Genomic DNA, 23,445 nt, shown 5'->3' on the forward strand with positions numbered 1-23,445 from the left:
CTCTTGTCGCAGCTGCCGCCTCAGTTCCGCGCCGCGCGGAACGTATCGCAGGACTTGGTCTGGCCGCTCTTGTAGCCTGTCATGAACCACCGCATCCGCTGGTCCGACGAGCCGTGCGTGAAGGAATCCGGCACGGCGTAGCCCTGCGACTGCTTCTGAAGCTTATCGTCACCGATGGCACTGGCTGCCTGCATGGCTTCCTCGATGTCACCGGGCTCCAACGAGTTGTACTTGTCGTTTGAGTTCTTGGCCCAGACGCCGGCGAGGCAATCGGCCATCAACTCCACGCGTACCGACAACTGGTTAGACTCGACCTTGCTGGATGCCGCCTGCTGGCGACCCTGGACCTTGCCCAGAATGCCCAGTTCGTCCTGCACGTGGTGGCCGACTTCGTGAGCGATCACATAAGCATAGGCGAAATCGCCTTTGACCCCGAACTTCTGCTCCATTTCCTTGAAGAACGACGTGTCGAGGTAGACCTTCTTATCGAGCGGACAATAGAACGGCCCCATCGCTGCCTGCGCCGATCCACAGCCGCTGCGCGTGCCTCCGGTGTAAAGCACCATGCCGGTCGGGCGGTACTGCTTGCCGGTCTGGTTCGGGAGAATTTCCTTCCAGACGTCCTCGGTATTACCGAGGATCGCAGCCGCGAAACGTCCGCTCTCGTCCGCCGGCTTTGTCTTGCGCTGGGCCTGGGTCTGCGGATCGACACGCTCCTGGCGCGGTTGTCCGCCGCCGCTCATCTGCTCGGCGCCACCGATCAGGATCGCGGGATTGATGCCTGTGACCCAGCCGATGATGCAGAGGATGACGATGGTGCCGATGCCGAGCCCGCCGGCACCGCCACCCGGAAAGCCTCCGCCGCCTCCACCGCCCTCGCCACGGCGGTCCTCGACGTTGTCCGAAGAGCGGAAATCTTCCCAGCGCATGATCTCGTCACCCTTCGTGGCGTAGCCCTACCGGAACCCGGTCGCCACGCGCATCACTGTCTTCGGTCCCGTGTGCCCGAACTAATCCCGCGGTGAAAGATACGGTTCCGCTTCCACCCCGGCTTTCGCCCTACGCTTTGCCGTCGAGGGTTGCCCTCAGCAGGCGGAAATCCCGCCACGCGAGACGTTTTTGAAGTGGCTGGCGTAGGAGATAGGCCGGGTGGAGGGTCGCCAGAGCCTTCACCTCCCGGTCACCCACCCGATAGGGATAGAACCGTCCTCGCGCCTTCAGGATACCGTCTTTCGTGCCGGTGATCGCCTGTGTGGCCGGACTGCCGAGGCAGACGATGATGTCCGGGTCAGCGAGTTCGATCTGGCGTTCGATGAAGGGTTTGCAGATCGACACCTCTTGTGGTGTCGGGTTGCGGTTTCCCGGTGGTCGCCATGGCACGATGTTGGTGACGTAGGCTTTTGTCCGGTCGAGACCGATCGCCGCCATCATCCGGTCGAGCAGTTGACCCGAGCGGCCCATGAACGGCTTGCCGACGCGGTCCTCGTCCGCTCCCGGTGCCTCACCGATGAACATGAGTTTCGACGCCGGGTTTCCGTCGGCGAAGACGAGATTCTTGGCGGTGAACTTGAGGGGGCAACCATCGAATGTGGCGAGCAGTGCCTCAAGCTCTTCGAGGGAGGCGACGTCGCGAGCCCGCGCCCGAGCGTCGCCCGCAGCCTCTCCGGGTTTCGCTGCCGCGGATTGTCCATAGGTCCGCGCCGGCGGGGCCGACGGCGCCTGCCCTCGCGCCGGCAACTCGCGGCGAGGCGGCACCGGATCGGCCTGCGGCCCCTCGCGAGACAGCTCGGCCCGCTGCGACGATACGGGGGATGGCGATCCGCGCTGTATCGTCGCCGGGCGCCAGGGCGCGGGATCGTCGGTTTCGGAGAAGCGATCGTGCGGGCGTTCGTCGAGACAAAGATCGACGCCGGATTCCACATGGAAGTCCAGTTCGGCGATCACGTCGCGCTGGTGGTCGGGGCCTTGGCTCATGGTTCTCGATGTGGCTCTTGCGGAGCCTGTGGACAACACTTCGCGGGGCGGGATCTACCATCGTCTGCATGGCTGCGGGACGGCCAGAACAAAGCTGAGACCATCCGCAGGCTTGCGTTCCCAGCTTGGAATGGGTTGAGAGTGTTCGCAATCATAACATCGCGCATTCGACGGCTGGTCTCGATCGGTTTCGGGTCGCGCGGCAGGAGGAGTTTATAGGATGGCGTTGCCCGAGCGCGAGGGTATGGATTTCGACGTGGTGATCGTCGGTGCGGGGCCCGCTGGCCTTGCCGCCGCGATCCGCCTCAAGCAGATCGCCGCCGATCTCACCGTCGTCGTGGTCGAGAAGGGGTCCGAGGTCGGCGCGCATATCCTGTCCGGCGCCGTGATCGATCCGCTCGGGCTCGACCGCCTGCTCCCCGATTGGCGTCAGGACGAGGCCCGGCCGCTCAAGACCGAGGTCGAGCGCGACGAGTTCCTGTTCCTGACCAAGAACAGCGGCATCGCGCTGCCGAACTTCGCTTTCCCGAAATTCATGTCGAACCACGGTAATTTCGTCGGCTCGCTCTCGAACATGACGAAGTATCTCGGCGCCAAGGCCGAGGAACTCGGCGTCGAGATCTATCCAGGTTTCCCGGCCTCGGAAGTACTCTACGACGATGCCGGTACCGTCATCGGCGTGGCCACCGGGGATCTCGGCATCGGCAGGTCCGGCGAACCGCGGGACGACTACACCCGCGGCATGGAACTGCGCGGCAAGTACACGATCTTCGGTGAGGGCGCGCGCGGCTCGCTCACCAAGACGCTGATCGACCGTTTCCAGCTCAACCGCAACAGCGATCACCAGAAGTATGGCCTCGGCGTCAAGGAACTCTGGCAGCTGAGGCCGGAGACGTTCGAGCCCGGTCTCGTGCGCCACACGATGGGCTGGCCGCTCTCGAACAAGACCGGCGGCGGCTCCTGGCTCTATCATTTCGACGATCACCTGCTCTCGGTCGGCTTCGTCACGCATCTGAACTACGAGAACCCGACCCTGTCGCCGTTCGAGGAGTTCCAGCGCTTCAAGACCCACCCGATGATCCGCGACGTGTTCGAGGGCGCCAAGCGCATCGGATACGGTGCCCGCGCGATCATGGAAGGCGGCTGGCAATCGGTGCCGAAACTCGTCTTCCCCGGCGGCTGCCTCGTCGGCTGCTCGGCCGGCTTCGTCAACGTCCCGCGCATCAAGGGTTCGCACAACGCCGTGCTTTCCGGGATGCAGGCGGCCGAGGCCATCGCGGCCGCCCTCACCGCCGGCCGGCAAGGCGACGAACTCACCGATTACGAGACGGGCTGGCGCGATAGCGACATCGGCCGCGACCTCAAGCGCGTTCGCAACGTCAAGCCGCTCTGGTCGAAATACGGCACGCTCGTCGGCGTAGGCCTCGGCGGCCTCGACATGTGGTCGCAGACGATCCTCGACGCCTCGCCCTTCGGCACGCTCAAACACGGCAAGCCCGATCACCTCGCCACGAAGCCGATCTCGGAGGTGACGCCGATCGTCTATCCGAAGCCCGACGGTAAATTGACCTTCGACCGGCTCTCCTCGGTCTATCTTTCGAACACCAATCACGAAGAGGACCAGCCGCCGCATCTCAACGTCAAGGACGCGGCGCTCCAGAAGTCCTCGGAGCACGACGTCTATGGCGGCCCCTCGGCGCGCTACTGCCCGGCGGGCGTCTACGAATGGGTGCAGGAGGGCAATGGCGTGCGCTACCAGATCAACGCGCAGAACTGCGTCCACTGCAAGACCTGCGATATCAAGGACCCCAACCAGAACATCAATTGGGTGACCCCGGAGGGGCCGGGCGGGCCGAACTATCCCAACATGTGAGGACGCACCGGACCCTAAGTGCCCGCCATCCTTTCGCCTTGCGAGGATGGCGGGAAGAGTTCAGTGTCCCCGCCCGATCGGCATCGGTCCCTGACGGACGATGCGCTACAAACGCGACTGGTGCCCATGAACGGAAACGCCGCGACCCGCCGGACCCTCTCGGCTCTCGCCCTGTGCCTCGCCGCCTCCGTGGCGACGTCGGTCACGGCCCTGGCCGCCCAGCCCCGGGAATCGGCTCCGGTGACGGAGTACGAGCCGGCGGAGTCGCTGGAGGGCAACTTCCTGTCCGCCTATATCGCCGGCGCGTCCAAGGACACCTCCGCCGCCGCCAGCTTCTACCGCGAGGCCGTGAAAGCGGACCCGCGCAATGCGGAACTGCTCGAGCGCGCCTTCGTGTCGCTTCTCGCGGACGGAGCACTGCCAGACGCATTCCGCGCGGCCGAGCGCCTCACCGCCCGCGATGGATCGAACGGCCTCGCCCAGCTCAGCCTTGGGGTTCGCCAGATCAAGGCCGGCCAGTTCGCGCAGGCCCGCCAGAACTTCGCCCGCAGCGGACGGGGTGCTGCAGCCGATCTCACCAGCACTCTCCTGACCGCTTGGGCCTATGCCGGTGCCAATGACGGAAAGCGCGCCCTCGAAGTGGTGAACAAGCTGAAGGGTGAGCGCTCTTACAATACCTTCCGCGACTTCCACGCCGGGTTGATCGCCAACCTCGTCGGCGATCAGGCGGAGGCGGAGCGCCGGCTCAAGGCCGCCTACGACGCCGACCAGAATACCCTGCGCATCGTCGATGCCTATGCCCGGTTCGAAGCGCAGGCCGGCCGCACGGACCTCGCCATCCAGGCCTATACCGCCTTCGATCAACTGCTGCCGCGCCACCCGATCGTGCGCGACGCCCTCGACAAGCTGAAGGCCGGCAAGCCCCTGACCCGCCTCGTCAACACCGCTCAGGAGGGCGCCGGCGAGGTACTCTACGGGCTCGGCTCGGCCGGATCGACCCAAGGCGACGAGTTGCCCGCCGTGGTCTATCTGCGCCTCGCCCTCTATCTCGCCCCCGATCACGCCCTCGCCCGCCTGACCCTCGCCGACACGCTCGACCGGATGAAGCAGACCGAGCGCGCCAACGATGCTTATGCGCAGATGCCGGCATCTTCGCCGCTGAAGCTCAACGCCGATATCCAGATCGGCCTCAATCTGGAGCAGATGGGCAAGGGCGAGGAGGCGACCCAACTCCTCGACGCCGCCATGAAGGAGCATCCCGACAGCATCGACGTCGTGACCGCCCTCGGCAACGTCCAGCGCTCGCGCAAGAAGTACGAAGAGGCGGCGGCCACCTACAGCCGCGCCATCGAGCTCATTGGCAAGCAGCCGGCCTCCAATTACTGGACGACCTTCTACTTCCGCGGCACCGCCTACGAGCGGGCCAAGCAATGGCCCAAGGCCGAGGCGGACCTCAAGAAGGCGCTGGAACTGGTTCCGCCGAACCAACCGGCGGCGCGGGCGCAGGTGCTCAACTACCTCGCCTATTCCTGGGTCGACCAGAACATGAATATCGATGAGGCCTTCACCATGCTGAAGCAGGCCGTCGATGCGAGCCCGCGCGACGGCATGATCATCGACAGCCTCGGCTGGGCTTATTTCCGCCTCGGGCGCTACGACGATGCCGTGCGCGAGCTGGAGAAGGCCATCGAACTCAAGCCCGGCGACCCCACGATCAACGACCATCTGGGCGATGCGTACTGGCGCTCGGGCCGGAGGCTCGAAGGCAAGTTCCAGTGGCAGCACGCCAAGGACCTGAACCCAGAGCCGGACGATCTCGTGAAGATCAACGCCAAGCTCAAGGACGGCCTGCCGGAACTCGAAAAGCCCGCCGCTACCGCCGAGAATCCTCCCGAGGCGGAGAAGGTGAATCCCGATCTGCCGAAGGGTGCTCCGGCTCCGAGCGAGCCCCCCGGCGCGGCCGACAAGAAGACCGGCGGCTGAGACCCGGCTTGACGGGTGGGGGATCGCGGGGCCAGACCGGCCGCGCATTCCCGCGGTCGAAAGACCCGCCCCTCTCCGACAGAGCAAGCCGTGCCAATCCTCGTCACCCGCGCTCCGGCGAAGATCAATCTCACCCTTCACGTCCTCGGCCGTCGTGAGGGGGATGGCTACCACGAGCTCGAAAGCTTCGTGGCCTTCACCGGTTCGGGGGATACGCTCAGCCTGACGCCGTGCGACGACCTCACCCTGGACGTGTCCGGGCCCACTGCCGGACCGGCCGGTCCCCTCGACGACAACCTCGTGATCCGTGCTGCCCGAGGACTGGCCAAGGCCATCCCCGGGCTTCGCATCGGCGGCTTCCACCTCATCAAGCGTCTGCCCGTGGCGGCCGGGATCGGTGGCGGATCGTCGGATGCCGCCGCCGCCCTGCGGTTGCTGGCACGACTCAACGACCTTCCCCTCGATCACCCCGCAATCGTCGAGGCCGCCCGCGCCACTGGGGCGGACGTTCCCGTCTGCCTCGATCCGCGCGGTCGGATGATGAGGGGTGCCGGAGAGGTTGTCGGACCGGCGCTGGGTTTCGCGCCGTTGCCGGCCGTGCTGATCAATCCCGGTGTGCCGGTCGCCACCGCGCCGGTCTTCAAGGCGCTGGGGCTGACGGCGGGGCAGCGCCACGCCGGCGACATCCACCCGATCCTCGCGCGAGGTCTCGGCTTCGACGAGATCCTGGCGGCGGTGACGCCGGCTCGCAACGATCTGGAAGCGCCGGCGCTCACGGTCGCTCCCGTCATCGCCGACACGCTTACGAGCCTGCGCGATCATGCGGGATGCCGGCTCGTCCGCATGTCCGGCTCGGGCGCGACGGTGTTCGGCCTGTTCTCGACCCGCTCCGATGCGGTTCGTGCCGCAGTCGCTATCCGGTCAGCACAGCCTTCCTGGTGGGTCCGGGCCGCCTTGCTGCGCTGATGGCCCATCCCTTCCCGGCTCGCGAGACGAACCGGGATGGGTGGAGCGCTCTCGGCTCAGTGAGCCCGGGCGATGCAGAAATCCACCACCTGAAGCAGGGCCGATTTCATCGGCCCGTTGGGGAACAACGCCAGGGCGTCACGGGCGATGGCGCCGTAATGCCGTGCGCGGTCGATCGTGTCTTCGAGAGCCCGGTGTTTCCGCAGGATGGCGAGCGCCGTGTCGAGATCGGACTCTTCGACCTGACCGTCCTGGAGTGTGCGACGCCAGAAGGTCCGCTCCTCCTCGCTGCCCCGTCGGAAGGCCAGGACGATCGGCAGGGTGATCTTCCCCTCGCGGAAATCGTCGCCGACATTCTTGCCCATCGAAGCACTGGTGCCGCCGTAATCGAGCACGTCGTCGATCAACTGGAAGGCGATCCCGAGATTCATGCCGTAGGAGCGGCACGCCGCCTGCTCCGCCCTTGGGCGGTCGGCGATCACCGGGCCGACCTCGCAGGCGGCGGCGAACAATTCCGCCGTCTTCGCGCGGATGACCGCGAGATACTCGTCCTCCGAGGTCTCGGTGTTTTTGGCGGCGGTGAGCTGCATCACCTCGCCCTCGGCGATGACGGTCGCGGCGGCCGAGAGGATATCGAGAGCCCGTAGAGAGCCGACTTCCACCATCATGCGGAAGGCCTGGCCGAGCAGGAAATCACCGACGAGCACGCTCGCCTCGTTTCCCCACTTGATCCGCGCCGCGACGCGGCCGCGCCGCATGTCGCTCTCGTCCACCACGTCGTCGTGGAGCAGGGTCGCCGTGTGCATGAACTCGACACTGGCCGCGAGCTTCACCGCCCCCTCACCGGCCCCGTAGCCGCAGAGATCGGCGGTGGCGAGGGTGAGGATAGGGCGAAGGCGCTTGCCCCCGGACGCGATGAGATGGTTGGCCACCTCCGGAATCATCGCGACATCGGATCCGGTTCGCGACAGGATGGTCGCGTTCACGCGCTCCATCCCCTTGGCGACCAGGGCCACAAGATCGTTCAGGCTCGACTCCGGATCGGAGCGGCCCTCATCGAAGGAAACGACGACACCCAAACTCGATGCCTCCCGAGCTTTTCACACCAGGCAGATCCCGGCGGCGCACCCGCCGCTCGGGCCGATCCGCTCGGCCGGGCTATCTCCCGTGACCAACATCCACGCGGGCACCCCTTCGCATGCGCGCCGAGGCGCTGCAACATCCCGCGTTTCTCGCTGTATACAAAGGGTGGCGGCAGGGAGCCGCCGATGGGGCGGGTGGACGCATGAGAGAACTCATCCGGAGCAACGACATCGTCCTGATGGGCTTTGCCGAGTCGCTCCTTCAGGGGGCGGAGATTCCGGTCCTCGTCGCCGACATCCACATGAGCCTGCTGGAAGGTTCGATCGGCGCTTTCGCACGAAGGCTTCTCGTGCCCGACGACCATGCGACCGAAGCGCGCCGTCTGCTGGAGGATGCCGGCCTCGCGCACGAACTGCGCGATGCGTGAACCGGGTGACGAGCAGGCGGAGCCTGGGCCGAATCTCTGGCTCGGCGGACGTCTTCGCCTGTATCAGCCGCCGCGAGGCGCCCACCGCGCGGGGACGGATGCGGCATTACTGAGCCGGTTGGTGCGACCGAAGTCGGATTGCACGATCGTCGATGTCGGTGCGGCAAGCGGAGCGGTGGGTCTCGCGGCGGCGCTAGAGGAACCGAGCGCCAGGATCGTCCTGGTCGAGAGAGACGCGGACCTCGTTCGTCTCGCCCGCAGGAATATCGAGGAGAACGGACTTCAGGGTCGGGCGGTCGTCATCGCCGCGGACGTCTTCTCAGTCGAAGCCCTCCGGGCGGCCGGGCTCGGACCCGAGATGGCCGACATCGTGCTCACCAACCCTCCCTTCTTCGAGGTGGAGCGTCACAGGCCATCGCCCGTCGCGGGGAAAGCCTCGGCCCATACCTTCGCGGAGGGCGGGCTCGAACCCTGGCTGAAGGCCTGCCTCGATGTGCTGAAGCCCGGAGGGACGCTTGGCCTGATCCATCGCGCCGATGCCCTCCCCGACTGCCTCGCCGCTATGAAGAGGCGCTTCGGAGGGATCATGGTTCGACCAGTCCATGCGCGAGCCGGGCGGCCCGCGATTCGTGTTCTGATCACGGGCATCAAGGGAAGCCGCGCGCCTTTTTCCCTGGGGCCGCCGCTCATCCTGCATGGCGAGGACGGCGTGATGACGCCGGAGGCCGACGCTATCCATCGCGGGCAGCCCTGGCCGGCTTGAACAAGGCGACGGCGAGGGCATAGGCCCCCGCCGCCAGACGATACGGCACGTTCGCTGAAGCGTCAGTAGAACCGGCGCCAATGGTGGTAGCGGTGGTGCCAATGCCGGCGGTGCCAGTGGTGACGATGCCAGTGATGACGGCGATGCCAGTAGGGCCGGCGCCATCCATAGGCGGGACGGTGGTAGCCGTAGACCGGGCGGTAAAAATGTGGCCGCCAATAATGCCGCCTGTAGCCGTAATGCGGCCGGTGCCAGACGTGACGACGATGCCAGTGATGGCGGCGATGCCAGCGGTGACGGTGCCAATGGGCCTGCGCCACAAGCGGCGTTGCGGCAGCTCCCTCGATGGCGGTGACGGGCAGTGGAGCGGCGCGCGCCTGGTTCAAGGAACCATAGGTCCCGCCCAATACCCCCATCAGAACGACGATCCACGTCGCGATACGCATGATGCTCTGTCTCCCTCCTCTTGTCCGGGCGTCGCCCGGTGGCCTCCGCGCTGCGGCACCGTGCTGCAACCCAGGCAGAGAAAAACGGCGAAGCCTGTAAATCGGTTCGGTCATCTCCATTTCGTGACTGTTGCCGGGTGGGGAGATGTCGCTCGTTCCCCGATCCAAGCGGCCCAGAACTTTCCAGCGAGACGAGACTGATGTCCCTTCCCCTGCCACGCTTCCTCCACCCAATCCTCCCTAAGGCGTGGCGTGGCCGCAAACCGACCGTGGCGGTCATCCGTCTCAGCGGCGTCATCGGTGCCGTCTCGCCGTTGCGGTCCGGCCTTTCCATGGCCACCGTGGCCTCGAGCCTCGAGAGCGGCTTTGGAATGACCGGCATCTCGGCGGTGGCGCTGGTCATCAACTCGCCCGGAGGATCACCGGCCCAGTCCCATCTCATCCACCGCCGCATCCGCGCGCTGTCGATCGAGAAGAAAGTGCCCGTCTACGCCTTCGTGGAGGATGTCGCTGCGTCCGGCGGCTACATGATCGCCTGCGCGGCGGACGAGATCATCGCCGATCCGACATCGTTGATCGGTTCGATCGGGGTGGTCTCGGCGGGGTTCGGCTTCGACAAGCTCATCGAACGGATCGGCATCGAACGCCGGGTCCATACTCAGGGCGAAGCCAAGGCGATGCTGGACCCGTTTCGCCCGGAGAACCCGGAGGACATCGTCCGCTTGAAGGCGATCCAGGCGGATGTGCAGGATCTGTTCACCACGCTCGTGTCCGAGAGGCGTCCGGCGGTTCGCGCTAGCGGCGACAACCTGTTCACCGGCGCGGTCTGGACGGGGCGGCAGGCGCTGCCGTTGGGCCTCATCGATGGCCTGGGTGATGCCCGCTCGACGTTGCGGGCGCGGTTTGGAGAAGAAGTGGTACTGAAAGTCGTGGCCGAGAAGCAGGGTTCGTTCGTGAGCAGGCTCCTGCGCCGGGCCGTTCCGGGCTCCACAATCGTCGACGGCCTTGCCGCCGACGCCCTCGCGGCGGTCGAAGAGCGGGCGGCCTGGGCTCGCTACGGGTTGTGAGGTCTCAGCGAGTCGCGATGGTGCAGGCCGAGGACGGAGCGCCGTAGCCGGAATACACCACGCGCACTTTGCGGGTGCAGGTCTCGGGCAAAGCAGGAGCCGGCACGCTAGCGACTTCGATCGGCGTCACCATAGCGGGCATGGCGACGAGATCGGTCTTGTCCGTGGTGGCCAGCGCATTCGATGCCCCCATGACGAAAGGCGTTGCGGTCAGGGAAGCTGCAATGAGAGCCGCGAAGACAGTGAACGACTTGCGCATGGTCCGGTTTCCGCAATGTTCGCCGGTCGGTTGCGACCGGGCTGATCCCTTGATTTGTGCTAAGAACTTAGATCAAGCGAGACAGTTCCGGACGTAATGGCAATCGTGGCGGAAATGTGTGCCGCCGCGCACCCGCGTGGGTGCGGGGCTTCGGCTTGACAGCGCGGGCACGCCTCTTAAACGCTGGCCGCTTTCCCGCTTACCGGAAGCTAGCCATGTCGAGCGCACAAGCCCTGCCGAGCGCTGTCGATCTCGCCCCCAAGACCTCCTTTCAAGGCTTGATTCTCACCCTGCAGAATTTCTGGGCGGCGCAGGGCTGCGTGATCCTCCAGCCTTACGACATGGAGGTGGGCGCCGGCACGTTTCATCCCGCGACGACCCTGCGCGCCCTCGGGCCGAAGCCCTGGAAGGCGGCCTATGTCCAGCCGTCCCGCCGGCCGAAGGACGGGCGCTACGGCGAGAACCCCAACCGGCTGCAGCATTATTACCAGTTCCAGGTCATCCTGAAGCCCAACCCGCCGAACCTGCAGGAGCTCTACCTCGCCTCCCTCGACGCCATTGGTGTCGACCTGAAGCTGCACGACATCCGCTTCGTCGAGGACGATTGGGAGAGCCCGACATTGGGCGCCTGGGGCCTCGGCTGGGAGTGCTGGTGCGACGGCATGGAGGTGAGCCAGTTCACCTATTTCCAGCAGGTCGCCGGTGTGGAATGCGCACCGGTGGCGGGCGAACTGACCTACGGGCTCGAGCGGCTGGCCATGTATGTGCAGGGCGTCGAGAACGTCTACGACCTCAATTTCAATGGCGGTACGGGCGACGAGAAGGTCACCTACGGTGATGTCTTCCTCCAGGCCGAGCAGGAATACTCGCGCCACAATTTCGAGGCGGCGGATACCGCGATGTTGTTCCGCCAGTTCACCGACGCGGAGAAGGCCTGCCGCACCTATCTGGATGCGGGCGCGCCGGCGGAAGATTCGGGAACCCACAGGATGGTCCAGCCTGCCTACGACCAGTGCATCAAAGCGAGCCACGTCTTCAATCTGCTCGACGCTCGCGGCGTCATCTCGGTGACCGAGCGCCAGAGCTACATCCTGCGCGTGCGCGAACTGGCCAAGGCCTGCGGGGCCGCCTGGCTGAAGACGGCGGGCGGCGGAGCGGGTTGAGTTGCGGCACTGTTGCCCTTGCACGACTTCAGGCGCCCGGCATCGTCTTCGTGACATGCCCGGTCATTCTCTTACCTTCGCATGATGATCGTCGGGCGCGCCCTTGGCGCCGACGACATCCCGAAACAACATCTCGGACGCCCGCCCCCCATGCCTGATCTTCTCCTCGAACTGCGCTCCGAAGAGATTCCTGCCCGCATGCAGCGGCGTGCCGCGGAGGATCTGAAGAAGCTCGTCACCGACGCATTGGTGGAGCGCGGCTTCCTCTACGAGGGAGCGAAGGCCTTCTCGACTCCGCGCCGTCTGGCATTGCACGTGGCAGGCCTCCCGCCACGCGGGAAGGACGTCCGCGAGGAACGCAAAGGGCCCCGCGTCGGCGCACCGGACGGAGCAATTCAGGGATTTCTCAAGAGCTCCGGTCTCGCGAGCCTCGATCAGGCGACCATCGTCACCGATCCGAAAAAGGGCGAGTTCTATGTCGCCGTGATCGAGCGGGCCGGCCGCGAGACGCTCGACGTGCTGGCCGAGATCCTGCCCGCCATCATCAAGAGCTTCCCCTGGCCGAAGTCCATGCGCTGGGGCGCAGCGTCTTCCCAGCCGGGGAGCCTGCGCTGGGTGCGGCCGCTGCAATCCATCGTGGCGACCTTCGGCCCCGAGACCGAGACGCCCGAGACCGTACCGTTCTCGGTGGACGGAATCACCGCCGGCACCACCACCTACGGACACCGGTTCCTCGCGCCCGAGGCCATCGAGGTGCGGCGGTTCGACGATTACATCCAGGCGCTGGAGCGCGCCAAGGTCGTGCTCGACCCAGATCGGCGCAAGGACATCATCCTGCACGATGCGCGTGACCTGGCCTTCGCGCGCGGTCTCGAACTCGTGGAAGACGAGGGCCTGCTCGACGAGGTCGCCGGCCTGGTCGAATGGCCCGTCGTGCTGCTCGGCACCTTCGATCCGAGCTTCCTCGACATCCCGGCCGAGGCGATCCGTGCCACCATCCGCGCCAACCAGAAGTGCTTCGTGCTGCGTGAAACGGGCACCGACACGCTGGCTCCCGCCTTCATCCTGGTCTCGAACCTGATCGCCAGCGATGGCGGCCTCGCGATCACCGGCGGCAACGAGCGCGTGGTGCGTGCCCGCCTCTCGGACGCGAAGTTCTTCTGGGAGACCGACAAGGCGATCAGTCTGGAAGACCGTCTGCCGAAGCTCGACAGCATCGTCTTCCACGAGAAGCTGGGGACTCAGGGTGAGCGGGTGGCGCGTATCGCGTCGCTGGCGCGCGGGATAGCACCCAATATCGGCGCGGATGTACAACTCGCAAGTCGCGGCGCTCAACTTGCGAAGGCCGATCTCGTGACCGAGATGGTTGGAGAGTTTCCCGAGCTTCAGGGCCTCATGGGCCGCAAGTATGCGGCGCTTCAAGGCGAACATCCGAGTGTCTGCGCGGCGGTGGAAGAGCATTACAAGCCCGTCGGTCCATCCGACCGAGTACCGACCGATCCTGTTTCGATCGCCGTGGCCCTGGCCGATAAGTTCGACACCCTTGCGGGTTTCTGGTCCATCGATGAAAGGCCCACCGGCAGCAAGGATCCCTACGCGCTCCGCAGGGCAGCTCTTGGCGTGGTCCGGCTGATTCTTGAGAATGGATTACGTCTGAACCTCCGAGAGGATGTGCTGGAGGACGCCTTTTATGTTCAGAAGAACCGTCACGTCGTCGTCATATCCCTTTCCGGGAATGACGAGCACGATATGGCCGCGCTGGAGAACCATGGCAGCCTCGACAACCCCATGCCTGGCGATCTCCTCAACTTCTTCGCCGACCGCCTGAAGGTCTATCTTCGCGACCAAGGCGCCCGCCACGACCTGATCGACGCCGTCTTCGCCCTGCCCGGCCAGGACGACCTCCTGATGGTCGTGCGTCGGGTCGAGGCGCTGGGCAAGTTCCTCGAGACCGATGACGGTAGGAACCTGCTCGCCGGCTACAAGCGCGCGGCCAACATCCTGCGGATCGAGGAGAAGAAGGACGGGCGCAGCTACGAGGCCGAGCCCGACCGCGTCGCCATCGCCGCCTCCGGCGAGCCGGAGGAGCAGGCTCTGTCCGAGGCGCTGGTGACCGCCCGGGAAGCCGCGTCTGCGGCCGTGGCGGCCGAGGATTTCTCCGGGGCCATGCGCGCTTTGTCGATCCTGCGCGCGCCCGTTGATGCTTTCTTCGAGAAGGTCATCGTCAATGCCGACGATTCGGCCCTGCGTGAGAATCGCCTCGCCTTGCTCAACGCCTTGCGGGCGGCGACCCGGGAAGTCGCAGACTTCTCGAAGATCGAAGGATAGTGCCCGACCCTACCTGCAATGGGAGAATTTGGCAGGTTGGGGTGCGAAATGGGAACGGTCTAGCTCGCATCGCCGTTGGGCGCATGGTTTTGAAGGAGATTGCCATGCGTCATTCCATGCTTGCCACTGCTGCCCTGCTGACGCTCTTCGGGGTTTCGGCGGTTCAGGCCCAGACCACGATCATCGAGCGCGAAGCGCCCGAGCGCGTCATCGTCGAGCGGCCGGAATCTGAGTCCCGTACCGTGGAGACGCGCGAGACCCGTGACGGCTGCCGCGTAAAGTCGGTCACCCGCGAGAACGAAGTCGGTGACCGCAAGACCGTCACCCGCGAGAACTGCGACTAAGCCCTTCCCGCTCCCTCCCCGATACCGGGGAGGGGCAACGGCCTACAGAGGCTTCTCGTAGCGCCAGGCTTCCATGCTGTCCTCGTAGTACTCTTCGAGGACAGCGAAGCGCACGTAGCCGTGGCGCTCGTAGAGTCGGATGCCGGCACCGTTATCGGCTCTCACTTCGAGTCGTAGCTTCGTGCATCCATGCGCTCGTGCGTCGTCTTCCGCGGCATCGAGCATGATGCCGCCAAGGCCCTGACCCGCGCGTCCGGGAGACACCGCGATGGAGGAGAGCCTACAACTGCGGCTTCCCTTGCGGCGCTCCAGTGTGGCCGCCGCCACCAGGATGGAGCAGTCTTCGGCATCCAGAGCGACCAGCAACGACATCGACGGAGAGCCGATGGCATGCCGGATCGCCCGCCGTTCCGCTCGGTCTCCCGAAAACGCCGCGTGTTCCAGGGCGACCAGGGCGTCGAGGTCGCCCAATGTCGCCGGACGGATGGTGACCGGAGCGACCGTCTGCCGTTTGTGGGCTTGGGCGCTCACGCTGTGGTCCAGGGATAGACCCAGGTTTCCGACAACGCTCGACCGCTGGCGCGCAGGAAGGCGCGGAGATCGGTGGATTGGTCCGCCGCGTCGAGGGTGATGTCGATTGCTGCCCGCAATCCTCCGATATGCGGGTTCGGAGTGAGCGATGTGGCGGTGATCCGCCCCTGTGAAGCGCCGGCTACCACCTCCACCTTACTCGGGTCCGACAGATAATAGGGCAGCTCGCCGCCGGCGAAATCGATGAGGAAGCGCCGGCTCAGCGTCCCTTTCGCCTCCTCCCTCTTGGCGGCACCGCTGGCGCTGGTGGCGGCAAGGAAAGTATTGGCCACATATCCGCCCGGATGTAGTCTGGTGTTCGAACTCCTGGCGCGTACGCGGTACGACATGCGGACCGGTTCGCCGGCCAGATAAGGCTGCCTCGGACGCCAATAGGCGACGATGTTATCGTTGACCTCGGTATCGGTCGGCAGTTCCATCAAGGTCACGGCGCCCTCGCCCCAGTCGCCCTCGGGTTCGACGAAGTAGCTCGGCCTCCGCCCATAGGATGCCTCGAGATCCTGGTAGGATTCGAAGGCGCGGTCCCGCTGCATCAGTCCGAACCCCTTCGGATCGCGATCGACGAAGGACGAGATGCGACGCACCTTCGGATTGTCCAGGGGGCGCCAGAGCCATTCGCCCGATCCGGCCGCGATCTGAAGACCATCGGAATCGTGGAGTTCGGGCCGGTAATCGTCCGAATGGTGCCGGTCGTTCTCGCCGATGAAGAACATCGAGGTCAGCGGCGCGACGCCCACCGATGGGAGCGCGACCCGCGGGAAGAGCGTCGAGCGAACGGCGACGCTGGTCTCGTCGCCGGGCTTCACCGTGAAGGCGAAGGCGCCGGTCACCGAGGGGCTATCGAGAAGGGCATGAATCAGCAGCGAATCGGCGTTGGTCTCCGGCATCGTCACCCAGAACTCGCGGAAGACCGGGAATTCCTCCGGAGCGCCCTCCCCCTCGACGTTGAGGGCGAGGCCCCGCGCCGAAAGGCCGTAGAGCTGATCGCGCCCGAGGAAGCGGTAATAGCTGGCGCCGAGAAACACGATGAGTTCGTCGAGCAGGTTCGGCTTGTTGAGGTAGCTGTGGAAGCGGAGGCCGGCAAAGCCGAGATCGACCGGCAGCGGCTTGTCCAGCTTCGTCCGTCCCATATCGAACAGGCTCGACTGGTAGGCGATCGGTGTCGCGATGCCGCGTCGCACGAGGTTCACCGTGACAGGGCGCGTGTAGAGAAAGCCGACATGGAAGAGCTGCAGGCGGAACGGGCTGTTCTCTCCGCCGAGAAAGGCCTTGTCGGGCTTGAAACGGATGTCACGCCAAGCGTCGTAATCGAGCTTTGCGATGGGAGCCGGAAGGGGTGGTACCCGCGCATCGTAGGCGACCTTGGCGAGCTCCTCGGCGCGACGCTCCACCTCCTCGAAATCGAAGGGTTTGGGTGCACGCCCCTCCTGCGCCGTCGGCGCTGTGCCGGCGACGGACAGGGCGGCGATACCGGTGAGAAGCGCGCGGCGGGTGGGCTCGGTCATGGTCCTGCGGCTCTGGTCGGTGGTGAGGGAGGATCGGGCTTCCCCGCACGGTCCCATCCAGCCCACCTCCCCCCGAGGTGCCCATCTGAGCGGGCCTCGCAGGAGCCTCCCAGAGTTCGCAATGCGTGATGGAGCCCTGCCTCGAGGCCTCCGCTACGCTCTGGCACCTCGGGATGAGGCGGTGGATCGGACTGGTTCGATCAGCATGAAAACCGTCTGCTCAATGACCCGTTCGTGACGCCTTGGAAAGGGCCTACCGACCCGGGTGCGCTTTTTGGGTCACATTGAGGCGGTAAGGTCGGGTTTCGGGTGAGAGAAAACCGGTTTTTCCTTGTCGCGGAGACGCATCGAACGTATATGCGCCTTGCCCAATTTCGCACGTGCCTGTGGCCGCGTGTCGGTTGGTGGGCATCCGGCCAACTGCCGGACAGCCGCCAGGGGTCTTAAAGGATCGATGGTCGACAGGGTGGATTCCCTCCGGCCGGCATCCAGGTGGCAACACCGGACCCCGACAACAACCGGCAGCCGGAGGCGAAACCGGCGAACCCCGCTCTCCACGGGGGACGCAGCTTAAAGCAACGACGAACGGGCTTTTTTGGTCTCGTCGGCCCTCCAAAGGCCGGCACCGAAGAGGCTTGTTTCTCTTTGCCCGGCGTGCGGTGGGGATCTCCCTTCCAATCCACGGCAGCTTCCGGGTGCTGATGCGCCCGCGGTCGACGACGTGTCTCCAAAGCACGTCGCGTATCGCGTCGCGTCGCCCCCAGACGCCGGACGGCTCATGGCCGTCCCGATTTCGATAGCGCGCCCCACGAACGGGCGCTCGCGAACCTGTGGGTTGGAACGACCATGACCGATCGTATCCGCGATTTTCTGCGCGCTCGCCGTGACATGGGCCAGGACGAAGGCCCGGTGATGGTGCTCGACCTCGATGTCGTGCGCGACAACTTCACGGCCTTCGCCCGCGCGCTGCCCGATACCCGCGTCTTCTATGCCGTAAAGGCGAATCCGGCGCCGGAAGTCTTGCGTCTGCTCGCCGAGATGGGCTCCTGCTTCGACACGGCCTCTGTGGTCGAGGTGGAGATGGCTCTGGCCAGCGGTGCCACCGCCGACCGGATCTCATTCGGCAACACCATCAAGAAAGAGCGCTGCATCACCCGTGCGCTCAAGCTCGGCGTTCGCCTGTTCGCTGTCGATTGTCAGGTCGAGGTCGAGAAGATCGCCCGTGCTGCCGAGGCTGCCGAGGTCGAACTCGGCTCGGTGCAGGTGTTCTGCCGCATTCTCTGCGACGGTGCCGGCGCCGAATGGCCCCTGTCACGCAAGTTCGGCTGCGTGCCGGAGATGGCCGTCGATGTTCTGGAGCACGCCTGCCGCCAGGGTCTGCATGCTTACGGCGTGTCGTTCCATGTGGGTTCGCAGCAGGGCAACACCGAAGCCTGGGACGGGGCGCTCGCTTCGGCCTCCACGATCTTCCGTGAATGCGCCGACCGGGGCATCACCCTGTCCATGGTCAATCTCGGCGGCGGCTTCCCCACCAAGTACCTGAAGGCGGTGCCTGGCGTGGAATCCTACGGCGATGCGATCTTCCGCGCACTCACCAAGCATTTCGGCAACCAGCTGCCGGAGACGATCATCGAGCCCGGTCGCGGCATGGTCGGCAATGCCGGCATGATCGAAGCCGAGGTGATCCTGGTCTCGAAGAAGTCCGATGCCGAGGACGAGATCCGCTGGGTCTATCTCGATATTGGAAAGTTCGGCGGCCTGGCCGAAACCATGGACGAGTCGATCCGTTACGCGATCCGCACCGAGCACGACGAGGACCGCATGGCCCCCTGCGTGCTCGCGGGACCGACCTGTGATTCAGCCGATGTCCTCTACGAGAAGGTGCCCTACCCGCTCCCCGTCTCGCTTTCCATCGGCGACAAGGTGCTGATCGAAGGGGCCGGAGCCTACACCACCACCTACGCGGCGGTGGCGTTCAACGGCTTCCCCCCCCTTCAGCAATACGTCATCTGACCGCCATATAATCGGGGCTCGGGGGGCTTAACCGCCGCCCGGCAGCGGGGGAGGACGGTTCCATCGCATGTGACTGGTGCGGGATCCGCGCCGTCACGTCAGATGGGTTGACCAGCCAGGACTGGGAAAGGGCACGGCCTTGATCGAGATTCGTGACGAACGGCCGACCGATGTTTCGGCTCGGGAGCAATTGCTCGATACTTGCTTCGGCCCAGCGCGATTCCTCAAGACGTCCGAGCGGCTGCGCGAGGGGCGCCTTCCCGCTCACGGATTGTCACTGACCGCGGAACTGAATGGCCGGATCGTCGGCACCGTCCGTCTCTGGCATGTGGAAGCGGGACGTGGACGGCCTGCCTTGCTTCTGGGGCCGCTCGCGGTCGATCCCTCGCTTCAGGGCCATGGCCTCGGCAGCACCTTGATGTGGGCCTCGATCGGTAAGGCCCGCGCCCTCGGTCACGGCGCCATCGTCCTCGTCGGCGATGCGCCGTATTACGCCCGCTTCGGTTTTTCCGGTGATCTCATGAGTGGGCTGTCGATGCCGGGCCCGTTCGAAAGGACGCGGTTGCTCGGTGTCAACCTGCGCAGGGGCGCGCTCGACGGCGCGACCGGCATCCTCTCCGCTTCAGGCATCCTGGATGAGGCTGCCTGTCCGGAGGGATTGGATTCACGACGACAGGCGGCGTGAGCGCTAGACGGCAGTCGTGGTCGTCGCCTGCTCGCAGCGGCGGCGGAAGGCTGCATCGTGCTGGCGGCGAACGGCACGGATCAGAGCCGCCGCGAGGGTGATGACGCCAGGATCGCGATCGATCGGCTCTTCGGCCGGCGCGGGGGTATTGGCGATAAACAAGGATAACATCGGAACTCCGTGATGTGGCGTTCTGGCGTTTCCCGTCCCGTAGGTGTGTCGATGTCGTGTTTGTTGCATTGCAATATCGGCGCGTCGCGGATCATTCGCAACGGTGCCGAGCGGGAAGGCGACCCGCGTCTGAATCATGCGTCGACGTAACTTCATGTTAATGATCTTCCCTCGTGGACCATTCGTGGTCCACGAGGCTGAAGCCGGCGATGTGGTTGACCACACGCCCTCAACCGGCCAGTAGCCCGTCGCCTGACCGTCATTTCCGCCGACTAAGGACGTGCCTCGCTCGTGAGTTCGAGCGGGGCCGAGAAGAAGGATTGCCCGCATGACCGAAGCCGCCACCTCCTGGCCCGTCCACGGCCGCATCAGCGGTCCCATCGTGATGATCGGCTTCGGCTCGATCGGCCGCGGGACCCTTCCGCTCATCGAGCGTCATTTCGAGTACGACAAGGCGCGCTTCACCGTCGTCGAGCCCTCCGATGCGCATAAGGCCCTGGCCGATCAGCATGGCCTCCGCTTCGAGCAGGTGGCGCTGACCAAGAACAATTACCGCGAGATCCTCACGCCCCTCCTCACCGAGGGCGGCGGCCAGGGCTTCTGCGTGAACGTGTCCGTGGACACCTATTCCCGCGCCATCATGGAATTGTGCCGTGAACTCGGCGCCTTCTACATCGACACCGTCGCCGAGCCCTGGCCCGGCTTCTATTTCGACAAGTCCAAGGGACAGGGCGACCGCACCAACTACGCCCTGCGCCAGGACATCCTCGACGCGCGCGCCGCGAACCCTGGTGGCACCACCGCCGTCTCGTGCTGTGGCGCCAATCCAGGCATGGTTTCCTGGTTCGTGAAGCAGGGGCTCCTCAACGTCGCTTCCGATCTCGGCCTGACCACGCCCGAGCCGAAGACCCGCAACGAGTGGGCCGCCCTCATGCGCGAGGTCGGCGTCAAGGGCATTCATATCGCCGAGCGCGACACCCAGCGCGCCAAGGGCCCGAAGCCCATGGGCGTCTTCGTCAACACCTGGTCGGTGGAAGGCTTCGTTTCCGAGGGCAACCAGCCGGCCGAACTCGGCTGGGGAACCCACGAGACCTGGCGCCCGGACAATGCCCGTGATCAGGAGAAAGGCTCGCGCTGCGCGATCTACCTTCTCCAGCCCGGTGCCGACACCCGCGTGCGGTCGTGGACGCCGACGGCCCAGAGCCAGTTCGGCTTCCTCGTGACGCATAACGAGGCGGTTTCGATCTCCGACTATTACACCGTGCTGGAGGGCGAGCGCGCTGCCTACCGGCCGACCTGTCACTACGCCTACCACCCCTGCAACGATGCGGTGCTCTCGCTGCACGAGATGTTCGGCAAGGCTGCCGAAGTGCAGGAGAAGCACCACATCCTCGACGAGAACGAGATCGTCGATGGAATCGATGAACTCGGCGTGCTCCTCTACGGCCACGAGAAGAACGCCTATTGGTTCGGCTCCCAGCTCTCCATCGAGGAGACCCGTCGCATCGCCCCCTATCAGAACGCCACCGGCCTTCAGGTCACCTCGGCGGTGCTCGCCGGCATGGTCTGGGCGCTTGAGAACCCCGAAGCCGGCATCGTCGAGGCCGACGAGATGGACTTCCGTCGTTGCCTCGAAGTCCAGATGCCGTATCTCGGTCCCGTCGTCGGCGTGTACACCGACTGGACCCCGCTGAGCGGGCGCCCCGGCCTGTTCCCCGAGAACATCGACGAGAGCGACCCCTGGCAGTTCCGGAACGTCCTCGTTCAGAGCTGAATGGACGAACGGAGCGCGGGATCGTACTCCCCGCGCTCCGTGCCCTCTGCTTGGCGCCAAGGGTCAGGCCATGATGGGCGAGGACCAACGCCACGTCTTTTCCCGGGCCGCGCTGTGGAGCCCGGGATCCCGCCCGAGCACGACTGCATAGCGGCTTCCTCTGCACGGATGTTGCAGGGTTTCGGCGGGATGCTACCATCCCGTATCCGATCGGGAGCCCCCGCCATGGCCGTCGCCGCGCGCCGCGATACCCGCATGACCGTCGCCGAGTTCCGCCTCTGGGCCGAGCCCCGGCCCGACGAGGAACGCTGGGAACTGATCGACGGCATAGCCCTGCTGATGTCGCCGCCCACCGGGCGCCACCAGCGCATCGTTTCCAACCTGATCCGACGCCTCGACGAGCTCGCGGAACGCCGGGGCCGCAACGCGCTTCCCGGCCTCGGCGTGCTCAGCGCGGCGATGGACGAGGTCAGGGTCGAGGCCTGGCGCCGGACCGAGGCGGGGAACTGGACGGTCGAGGCCCTTTACCGTGACGACAGCCTCGACCTTCCCGAACTCGGTGGCGCCGTGCCGGTCGGCGCCCTCTATACCGGACTGCCCCTCTGAGCCTCCCATCGCCCTCGCCGCGTCAGGTCCCGCCCTTGCCCCACTTTGAAGATTTCTACGCCGACAAGCTGCGCGGTTCTCTGGGAGTCACCGATGCGGAATCCGTTCTCGATCTGCGCGGGACGAACCGTCCGACGGCCGAAGCATCCTTGAACGACATGCTGGAGCGCAGTCGCTTCGGCAAAGGCAAGACCGTGGCGATCCGCTTCGATCCTCCGCCGGAAGGTGGTGGAGAGACCTTGTTCCAGCCCGTCGGCAGGCTGTTGCTGGACGCGAAGCGCAAGGGCATCGTCGATCGACTTCAGACGCTTCCGGCCGGCGATGGCCTCGGCTTCTACGTCGCGCTTGCCGGCAAGGCGACACGCGCCGGCGACTAGGAGGCTCCGGTCTCGCGCCGGCAAAGAAATGACGGCCATGCCGGAGCGGTCCGAGCCCGAACGGCGTTGGAGGGAACGCGGTCCGTCCGCTCGTCTCCGCCACAGGTCATCGTGAAAGTCTCCTCGTGAAGCGAATGGGCCGCAATACGATCGAGCGTCTCGCCCGCATGGGGTTCGGTGCGAGAGGCATCGTCTATTGCATCGTCGGCGGGCTGGCGCTTCTTGCCGCTCTTGGCCAGGGCGGTCGGGCGGGCGATAGCGAGAGTGCGATCCGGTGGGTCTTCCTCGGACCGTTCGGGGCCATCCTCGTCGGGCTCATAGCGCTGGGACTGTTTTGTTTCGCCGCCTGGAGGTTCGTCGAATCCGTCACCGACGCCGACCGCCACGGCACCTCGGCGAAGGGACTCGTCGTTCGGCTGGCGCATTTCGGCAGCGGCATCGTGGCTGTCGGCCTCGGCATCACGGCGGCCAGTCTCGCCCTCGGCCTCGGCAGACGCGCCAGCGGCGGCGGAGGATTGCAGGATTGGACCTCGTGGCTGCTGGCCAAGCCATTCGGCCCATGGCTTGTCGGCCTCATCGGCCTTGGCATCATCGGTGGAGGGATCGCCTTCCTGTTGAAGGCCGGGAAGGGCGATGTCACCGACCGGCTTTCTCTCGACGAGGCCCATTGCCGATGGGTCAAGCCGTTGGGTCAGTTCGGATACGCTGCGCGCGGGGTCGCGTTCGTGATCATCGGCGGCTTCGTGCTGGTCGCCGCGTGGTACCAAGCCTCCTCGGAGGTGAAGGGTTTGGCAGGCGCTTTCTCCGCCTTGCGAGCTCAGCCCTACGGTTCCGTCCTTCTTGGCATCGTCGCCGCCGGGCATCTCGCCTTTGGCGTGTATGGCCTGATCCAAGCCTGGTACCGCCACATCGACGCACCGGATCTCGACGAAACCGACGATGCCGTCCTGCGTGCCGTGCGCAATCTGAACTGATGTGTAGCCCCGTGGTTCGTGGGGTGCGTTGACAGAGGGGCGTTCCGTCGCCGATACCGCGCCCGGCCCGGAG

The 23,445-nt window shown here is 65.6% G+C and carries 23 protein-coding genes; 15 read left to right on the plus strand and 8 right to left on the minus strand.

Annotated elements, in window-relative coordinates:
- Positions 1–20: 20 nt before the first annotated feature.
- Both RQI43_RS12545 and RQI43_RS12550 read right to left on the minus strand, forming a co-directional pair.
- Positions 21–929 carry a neutral zinc metallopeptidase gene (locus RQI43_RS12545; protein ID WP_056430046.1) on the minus strand — a complete coding sequence of 303 codons (909 nt, stop codon included), beginning with the start codon at positions 927–929 and terminating at the stop codon, positions 21–23.
- Positions 930–1,059: 130 nt separating this feature from the next.
- On the minus strand, positions 1,060–1,974 hold the full coding sequence (locus RQI43_RS12550) for a uracil-DNA glycosylase (RefSeq protein ID WP_311275352.1): 915 nt from the start codon (positions 1,972–1,974) through the stop codon (positions 1,060–1,062).
- A 220-nt stretch (positions 1,975–2,194) separates the two neighbouring features.
- On the opposite strand from RQI43_RS12550, the gene RQI43_RS12555 reads away from it, so the two are divergent.
- The 3 genes from RQI43_RS12555 to RQI43_RS12565 all read left to right on the plus strand — a co-directional run bounded on the left by RQI43_RS12555 (position 2,195) and on the right by RQI43_RS12565 (position 6,796).
- A complete protein-coding gene (locus RQI43_RS12555; protein ID WP_311275353.1) occupies positions 2,195–3,847 on the plus strand; it encodes an electron transfer flavoprotein-ubiquinone oxidoreductase in 1,653 nt (550 codons plus the stop codon).
- 126 nt (positions 3,848–3,973) lie between these two features.
- The gene (locus tag RQI43_RS12560) at positions 3,974–5,830 is read left to right on the plus strand and encodes a tetratricopeptide repeat protein (protein WP_311275354.1); all 1,857 of its coding nucleotides are present in this window, start codon (positions 3,974–3,976) and stop codon (positions 5,828–5,830) included.
- 90 nt (positions 5,831–5,920) lie between these two features.
- On the plus strand, positions 5,921–6,796 hold the full coding sequence (locus tag RQI43_RS12565; protein WP_311275355.1) for a 4-(cytidine 5'-diphospho)-2-C-methyl-D-erythritol kinase: 876 nt from the start codon (positions 5,921–5,923) through the stop codon (positions 6,794–6,796).
- Between the two features lie 56 nt (positions 6,797–6,852).
- Here the strand turns inward: RQI43_RS12565 and RQI43_RS12570 are convergent, their stop codons facing one another.
- Positions 6,853–7,875: a polyprenyl synthetase family protein gene (locus RQI43_RS12570; protein ID WP_056430030.1), complete on the minus strand. Its 1,023-nt coding sequence runs from the start codon at positions 7,873–7,875 to the stop codon at positions 6,853–6,855.
- A 206-nt stretch (positions 7,876–8,081) separates the two neighbouring features.
- On the opposite strand from RQI43_RS12570, the gene RQI43_RS12575 reads away from it, so the two are divergent.
- On the plus strand, positions 8,082–8,306 hold the full coding sequence (locus tag RQI43_RS12575; protein ID WP_207410779.1) for a DUF2007 domain-containing protein: 225 nt from the start codon (positions 8,082–8,084) through the stop codon (positions 8,304–8,306).
- Entirely contained in the window at positions 8,299–9,069 is a 771-nt protein-coding gene (locus RQI43_RS12580; protein ID WP_311275356.1) for a methyltransferase, read from the plus strand. The genes RQI43_RS12575 and RQI43_RS12580 overlap by 8 nt, the downstream gene beginning before the upstream one ends.
- 62 nt (positions 9,070–9,131) lie before the next feature.
- On the opposite strand, the gene RQI43_RS12585 is transcribed toward RQI43_RS12580, so the two are convergent.
- On the minus strand, positions 9,132–9,515 hold the full coding sequence (locus RQI43_RS12585; protein WP_311275357.1) for a hypothetical protein: 384 nt from the start codon (positions 9,513–9,515) through the stop codon (positions 9,132–9,134).
- A gap of 200 nt (positions 9,516–9,715) precedes the next feature.
- Between RQI43_RS12585 and RQI43_RS12590 the strand changes: the two genes are divergently transcribed.
- Entirely contained in the window at positions 9,716–10,582 is an 867-nt protein-coding gene (locus RQI43_RS12590; protein ID WP_056430016.1) for a S49 family peptidase, read from the plus strand.
- 4 nt (positions 10,583–10,586) lie between these two features.
- Here the strand turns inward: RQI43_RS12590 and RQI43_RS12595 are convergent, their stop codons facing one another.
- On the minus strand, positions 10,587–10,841 hold the full coding sequence (locus RQI43_RS12595; RefSeq protein WP_056430013.1) for a hypothetical protein: 255 nt from the start codon (positions 10,839–10,841) through the stop codon (positions 10,587–10,589).
- Between the two features lie 215 nt (positions 10,842–11,056).
- Between RQI43_RS12595 and RQI43_RS12600 the strand changes: the two genes are divergently transcribed.
- From RQI43_RS12600 to RQI43_RS12610, 3 genes are all read left to right on the plus strand, one after another.
- Positions 11,057–12,004, plus strand: coding sequence for a glycine--tRNA ligase subunit alpha (locus tag RQI43_RS12600; RefSeq protein ID WP_056430009.1), 948 nt, complete (start codon positions 11,057–11,059; stop codon positions 12,002–12,004).
- Between the two features lie 150 nt (positions 12,005–12,154).
- Positions 12,155–14,332, plus strand: a complete 2,178-nt coding sequence (gene glyS / locus RQI43_RS12605) for a glycine--tRNA ligase subunit beta (protein ID WP_311275358.1) — start codon at positions 12,155–12,157, stop codon at positions 14,330–14,332.
- Positions 14,333–14,436: 104 nt separating this feature from the next.
- On the plus strand, positions 14,437–14,676 hold the full coding sequence (locus RQI43_RS12610) for a hypothetical protein (protein WP_207410726.1): 240 nt from the start codon (positions 14,437–14,439) through the stop codon (positions 14,674–14,676).
- Between the two features lie 42 nt (positions 14,677–14,718).
- Here RQI43_RS12610 and RQI43_RS12615 read toward each other — a convergent pair whose 3' ends face one another.
- Both RQI43_RS12615 and RQI43_RS12620 read right to left on the minus strand, forming a co-directional pair.
- Positions 14,719–15,207, minus strand: coding sequence for an N-acetyltransferase (locus RQI43_RS12615; RefSeq protein ID WP_311275359.1), 489 nt, complete (start codon positions 15,205–15,207; stop codon positions 14,719–14,721).
- Positions 15,204–16,772, minus strand: coding sequence for a glucan biosynthesis protein G (locus tag RQI43_RS12620; RefSeq protein WP_311275360.1), 1,569 nt, complete (start codon positions 16,770–16,772; stop codon positions 15,204–15,206). The genes RQI43_RS12615 and RQI43_RS12620 overlap by 4 nt, the downstream gene beginning before the upstream one ends.
- A gap of 846 nt (positions 16,773–17,618) precedes the next feature.
- Between RQI43_RS12620 and RQI43_RS12625 the strand changes: the two genes are divergently transcribed.
- Together RQI43_RS12625 and RQI43_RS12630 are read left to right on the plus strand one after the other, a co-directional pair.
- Positions 17,619–18,785 (plus strand): type III PLP-dependent enzyme, encoded by a 1,167-nt coding sequence (locus RQI43_RS12625; protein ID WP_311275361.1) that lies wholly within the window; start codon positions 17,619–17,621, stop codon positions 18,783–18,785.
- Between the two features lie 139 nt (positions 18,786–18,924).
- Positions 18,925–19,470 carry an N-acetyltransferase gene (locus RQI43_RS12630; RefSeq protein WP_311275362.1) on the plus strand — a complete coding sequence of 182 codons (546 nt, stop codon included), beginning with the start codon at positions 18,925–18,927 and terminating at the stop codon, positions 19,468–19,470.
- A gap of 3 nt (positions 19,471–19,473) precedes the next feature.
- Here the strand turns inward: RQI43_RS12630 and RQI43_RS12635 are convergent, their stop codons facing one another.
- A complete protein-coding gene (locus RQI43_RS12635) occupies positions 19,474–19,797 on the minus strand; it encodes a hypothetical protein (RefSeq protein WP_311275363.1) in 324 nt (107 codons plus the stop codon).
- Between the two features lie 172 nt (positions 19,798–19,969).
- On the opposite strand from RQI43_RS12635, the gene RQI43_RS12640 reads away from it, so the two are divergent.
- The 4 genes from RQI43_RS12640 to RQI43_RS12655 all read left to right on the plus strand — a co-directional run bounded on the left by RQI43_RS12640 (position 19,970) and on the right by RQI43_RS12655 (position 23,372).
- Entirely contained in the window at positions 19,970–21,415 is a 1,446-nt protein-coding gene (locus tag RQI43_RS12640) for a saccharopine dehydrogenase NADP-binding domain-containing protein (protein WP_311275364.1), read from the plus strand.
- A gap of 225 nt (positions 21,416–21,640) precedes the next feature.
- Complete coding sequence (locus tag RQI43_RS12645; protein ID WP_311275365.1) at positions 21,641–22,021, plus strand: Uma2 family endonuclease; 381 nt, start codon at positions 21,641–21,643, stop codon at positions 22,019–22,021.
- 35 nt (positions 22,022–22,056) lie between these two features.
- Positions 22,057–22,398, plus strand: coding sequence for a hypothetical protein (locus tag RQI43_RS12650; protein WP_056429987.1), 342 nt, complete (start codon positions 22,057–22,059; stop codon positions 22,396–22,398).
- 134 nt (positions 22,399–22,532) lie between these two features.
- Positions 22,533–23,372 (plus strand): DUF1206 domain-containing protein, encoded by an 840-nt coding sequence (locus RQI43_RS12655; RefSeq protein WP_311275424.1) that lies wholly within the window; start codon positions 22,533–22,535, stop codon positions 23,370–23,372.
- Positions 23,373–23,445 lie beyond the last annotated feature (73 nt).

This window comes from Methylobacterium sp. WCS2018Hpa-22, assembly GCF_031843785.1.
In the GTDB taxonomy this organism is placed as follows: Bacteria; Pseudomonadota; Alphaproteobacteria; order Rhizobiales; family Beijerinckiaceae; genus Methylobacterium.

Coding starts and splice junctions, on each gene's coding strand:
- RQI43_RS12640 (WP_311275364.1), top strand. CDS start 19,970: ATGACCGAAGCCGCCACCTCCTGGCCCGTCCACGGCCGCATCAGCGGT.
- RQI43_RS12580 (WP_311275356.1), top strand. CDS start 8,299: ATGCGTGAACCGGGTGACGAGCAGGCGGAGCCTGGGCCGAATCTCTGG.
- RQI43_RS12645 (WP_311275365.1), top strand. CDS start 21,641: ATGGCCGTCGCCGCGCGCCGCGATACCCGCATGACCGTCGCCGAGTTC.
- RQI43_RS12590 (WP_056430016.1), top strand. CDS start 9,716: ATGTCCCTTCCCCTGCCACGCTTCCTCCACCCAATCCTCCCTAAGGCG.
- RQI43_RS12585 (WP_311275357.1), bottom strand. CDS start 9,515: ATGCGTATCGCGACGTGGATCGTCGTTCTGATGGGGGTATTGGGCGGG.
- RQI43_RS12560 (WP_311275354.1), top strand. CDS start 3,974: ATGAACGGAAACGCCGCGACCCGCCGGACCCTCTCGGCTCTCGCCCTG.
- RQI43_RS12635 (WP_311275363.1), bottom strand. CDS start 19,797: ATGAAGTTACGTCGACGCATGATTCAGACGCGGGTCGCCTTCCCGCTC.
- RQI43_RS12655 (WP_311275424.1), top strand. CDS start 22,533: ATGGGCCGCAATACGATCGAGCGTCTCGCCCGCATGGGGTTCGGTGCG.
- RQI43_RS12575 (WP_207410779.1), top strand. CDS start 8,082: ATGAGAGAACTCATCCGGAGCAACGACATCGTCCTGATGGGCTTTGCC.
- RQI43_RS12595 (WP_056430013.1), bottom strand. CDS start 10,841: ATGCGCAAGTCGTTCACTGTCTTCGCGGCTCTCATTGCAGCTTCCCTG.
- glyS (WP_311275358.1), top strand. CDS start 12,155: ATGCCTGATCTTCTCCTCGAACTGCGCTCCGAAGAGATTCCTGCCCGC.
- RQI43_RS12600 (WP_056430009.1), top strand. CDS start 11,057: ATGTCGAGCGCACAAGCCCTGCCGAGCGCTGTCGATCTCGCCCCCAAG.
- RQI43_RS12550 (WP_311275352.1), bottom strand. CDS start 1,974: ATGAGCCAAGGCCCCGACCACCAGCGCGACGTGATCGCCGAACTGGAC.
- RQI43_RS12620 (WP_311275360.1), bottom strand. CDS start 16,772: ATGACCGAGCCCACCCGCCGCGCGCTTCTCACCGGTATCGCCGCCCTG.
- RQI43_RS12610 (WP_207410726.1), top strand. CDS start 14,437: ATGCGTCATTCCATGCTTGCCACTGCTGCCCTGCTGACGCTCTTCGGG.
- RQI43_RS12545 (WP_056430046.1), bottom strand. CDS start 929: ATGCGCTGGGAAGATTTCCGCTCTTCGGACAACGTCGAGGACCGCCGT.
- RQI43_RS12625 (WP_311275361.1), top strand. CDS start 17,619: ATGACCGATCGTATCCGCGATTTTCTGCGCGCTCGCCGTGACATGGGC.
- RQI43_RS12555 (WP_311275353.1), top strand. CDS start 2,195: ATGGCGTTGCCCGAGCGCGAGGGTATGGATTTCGACGTGGTGATCGTC.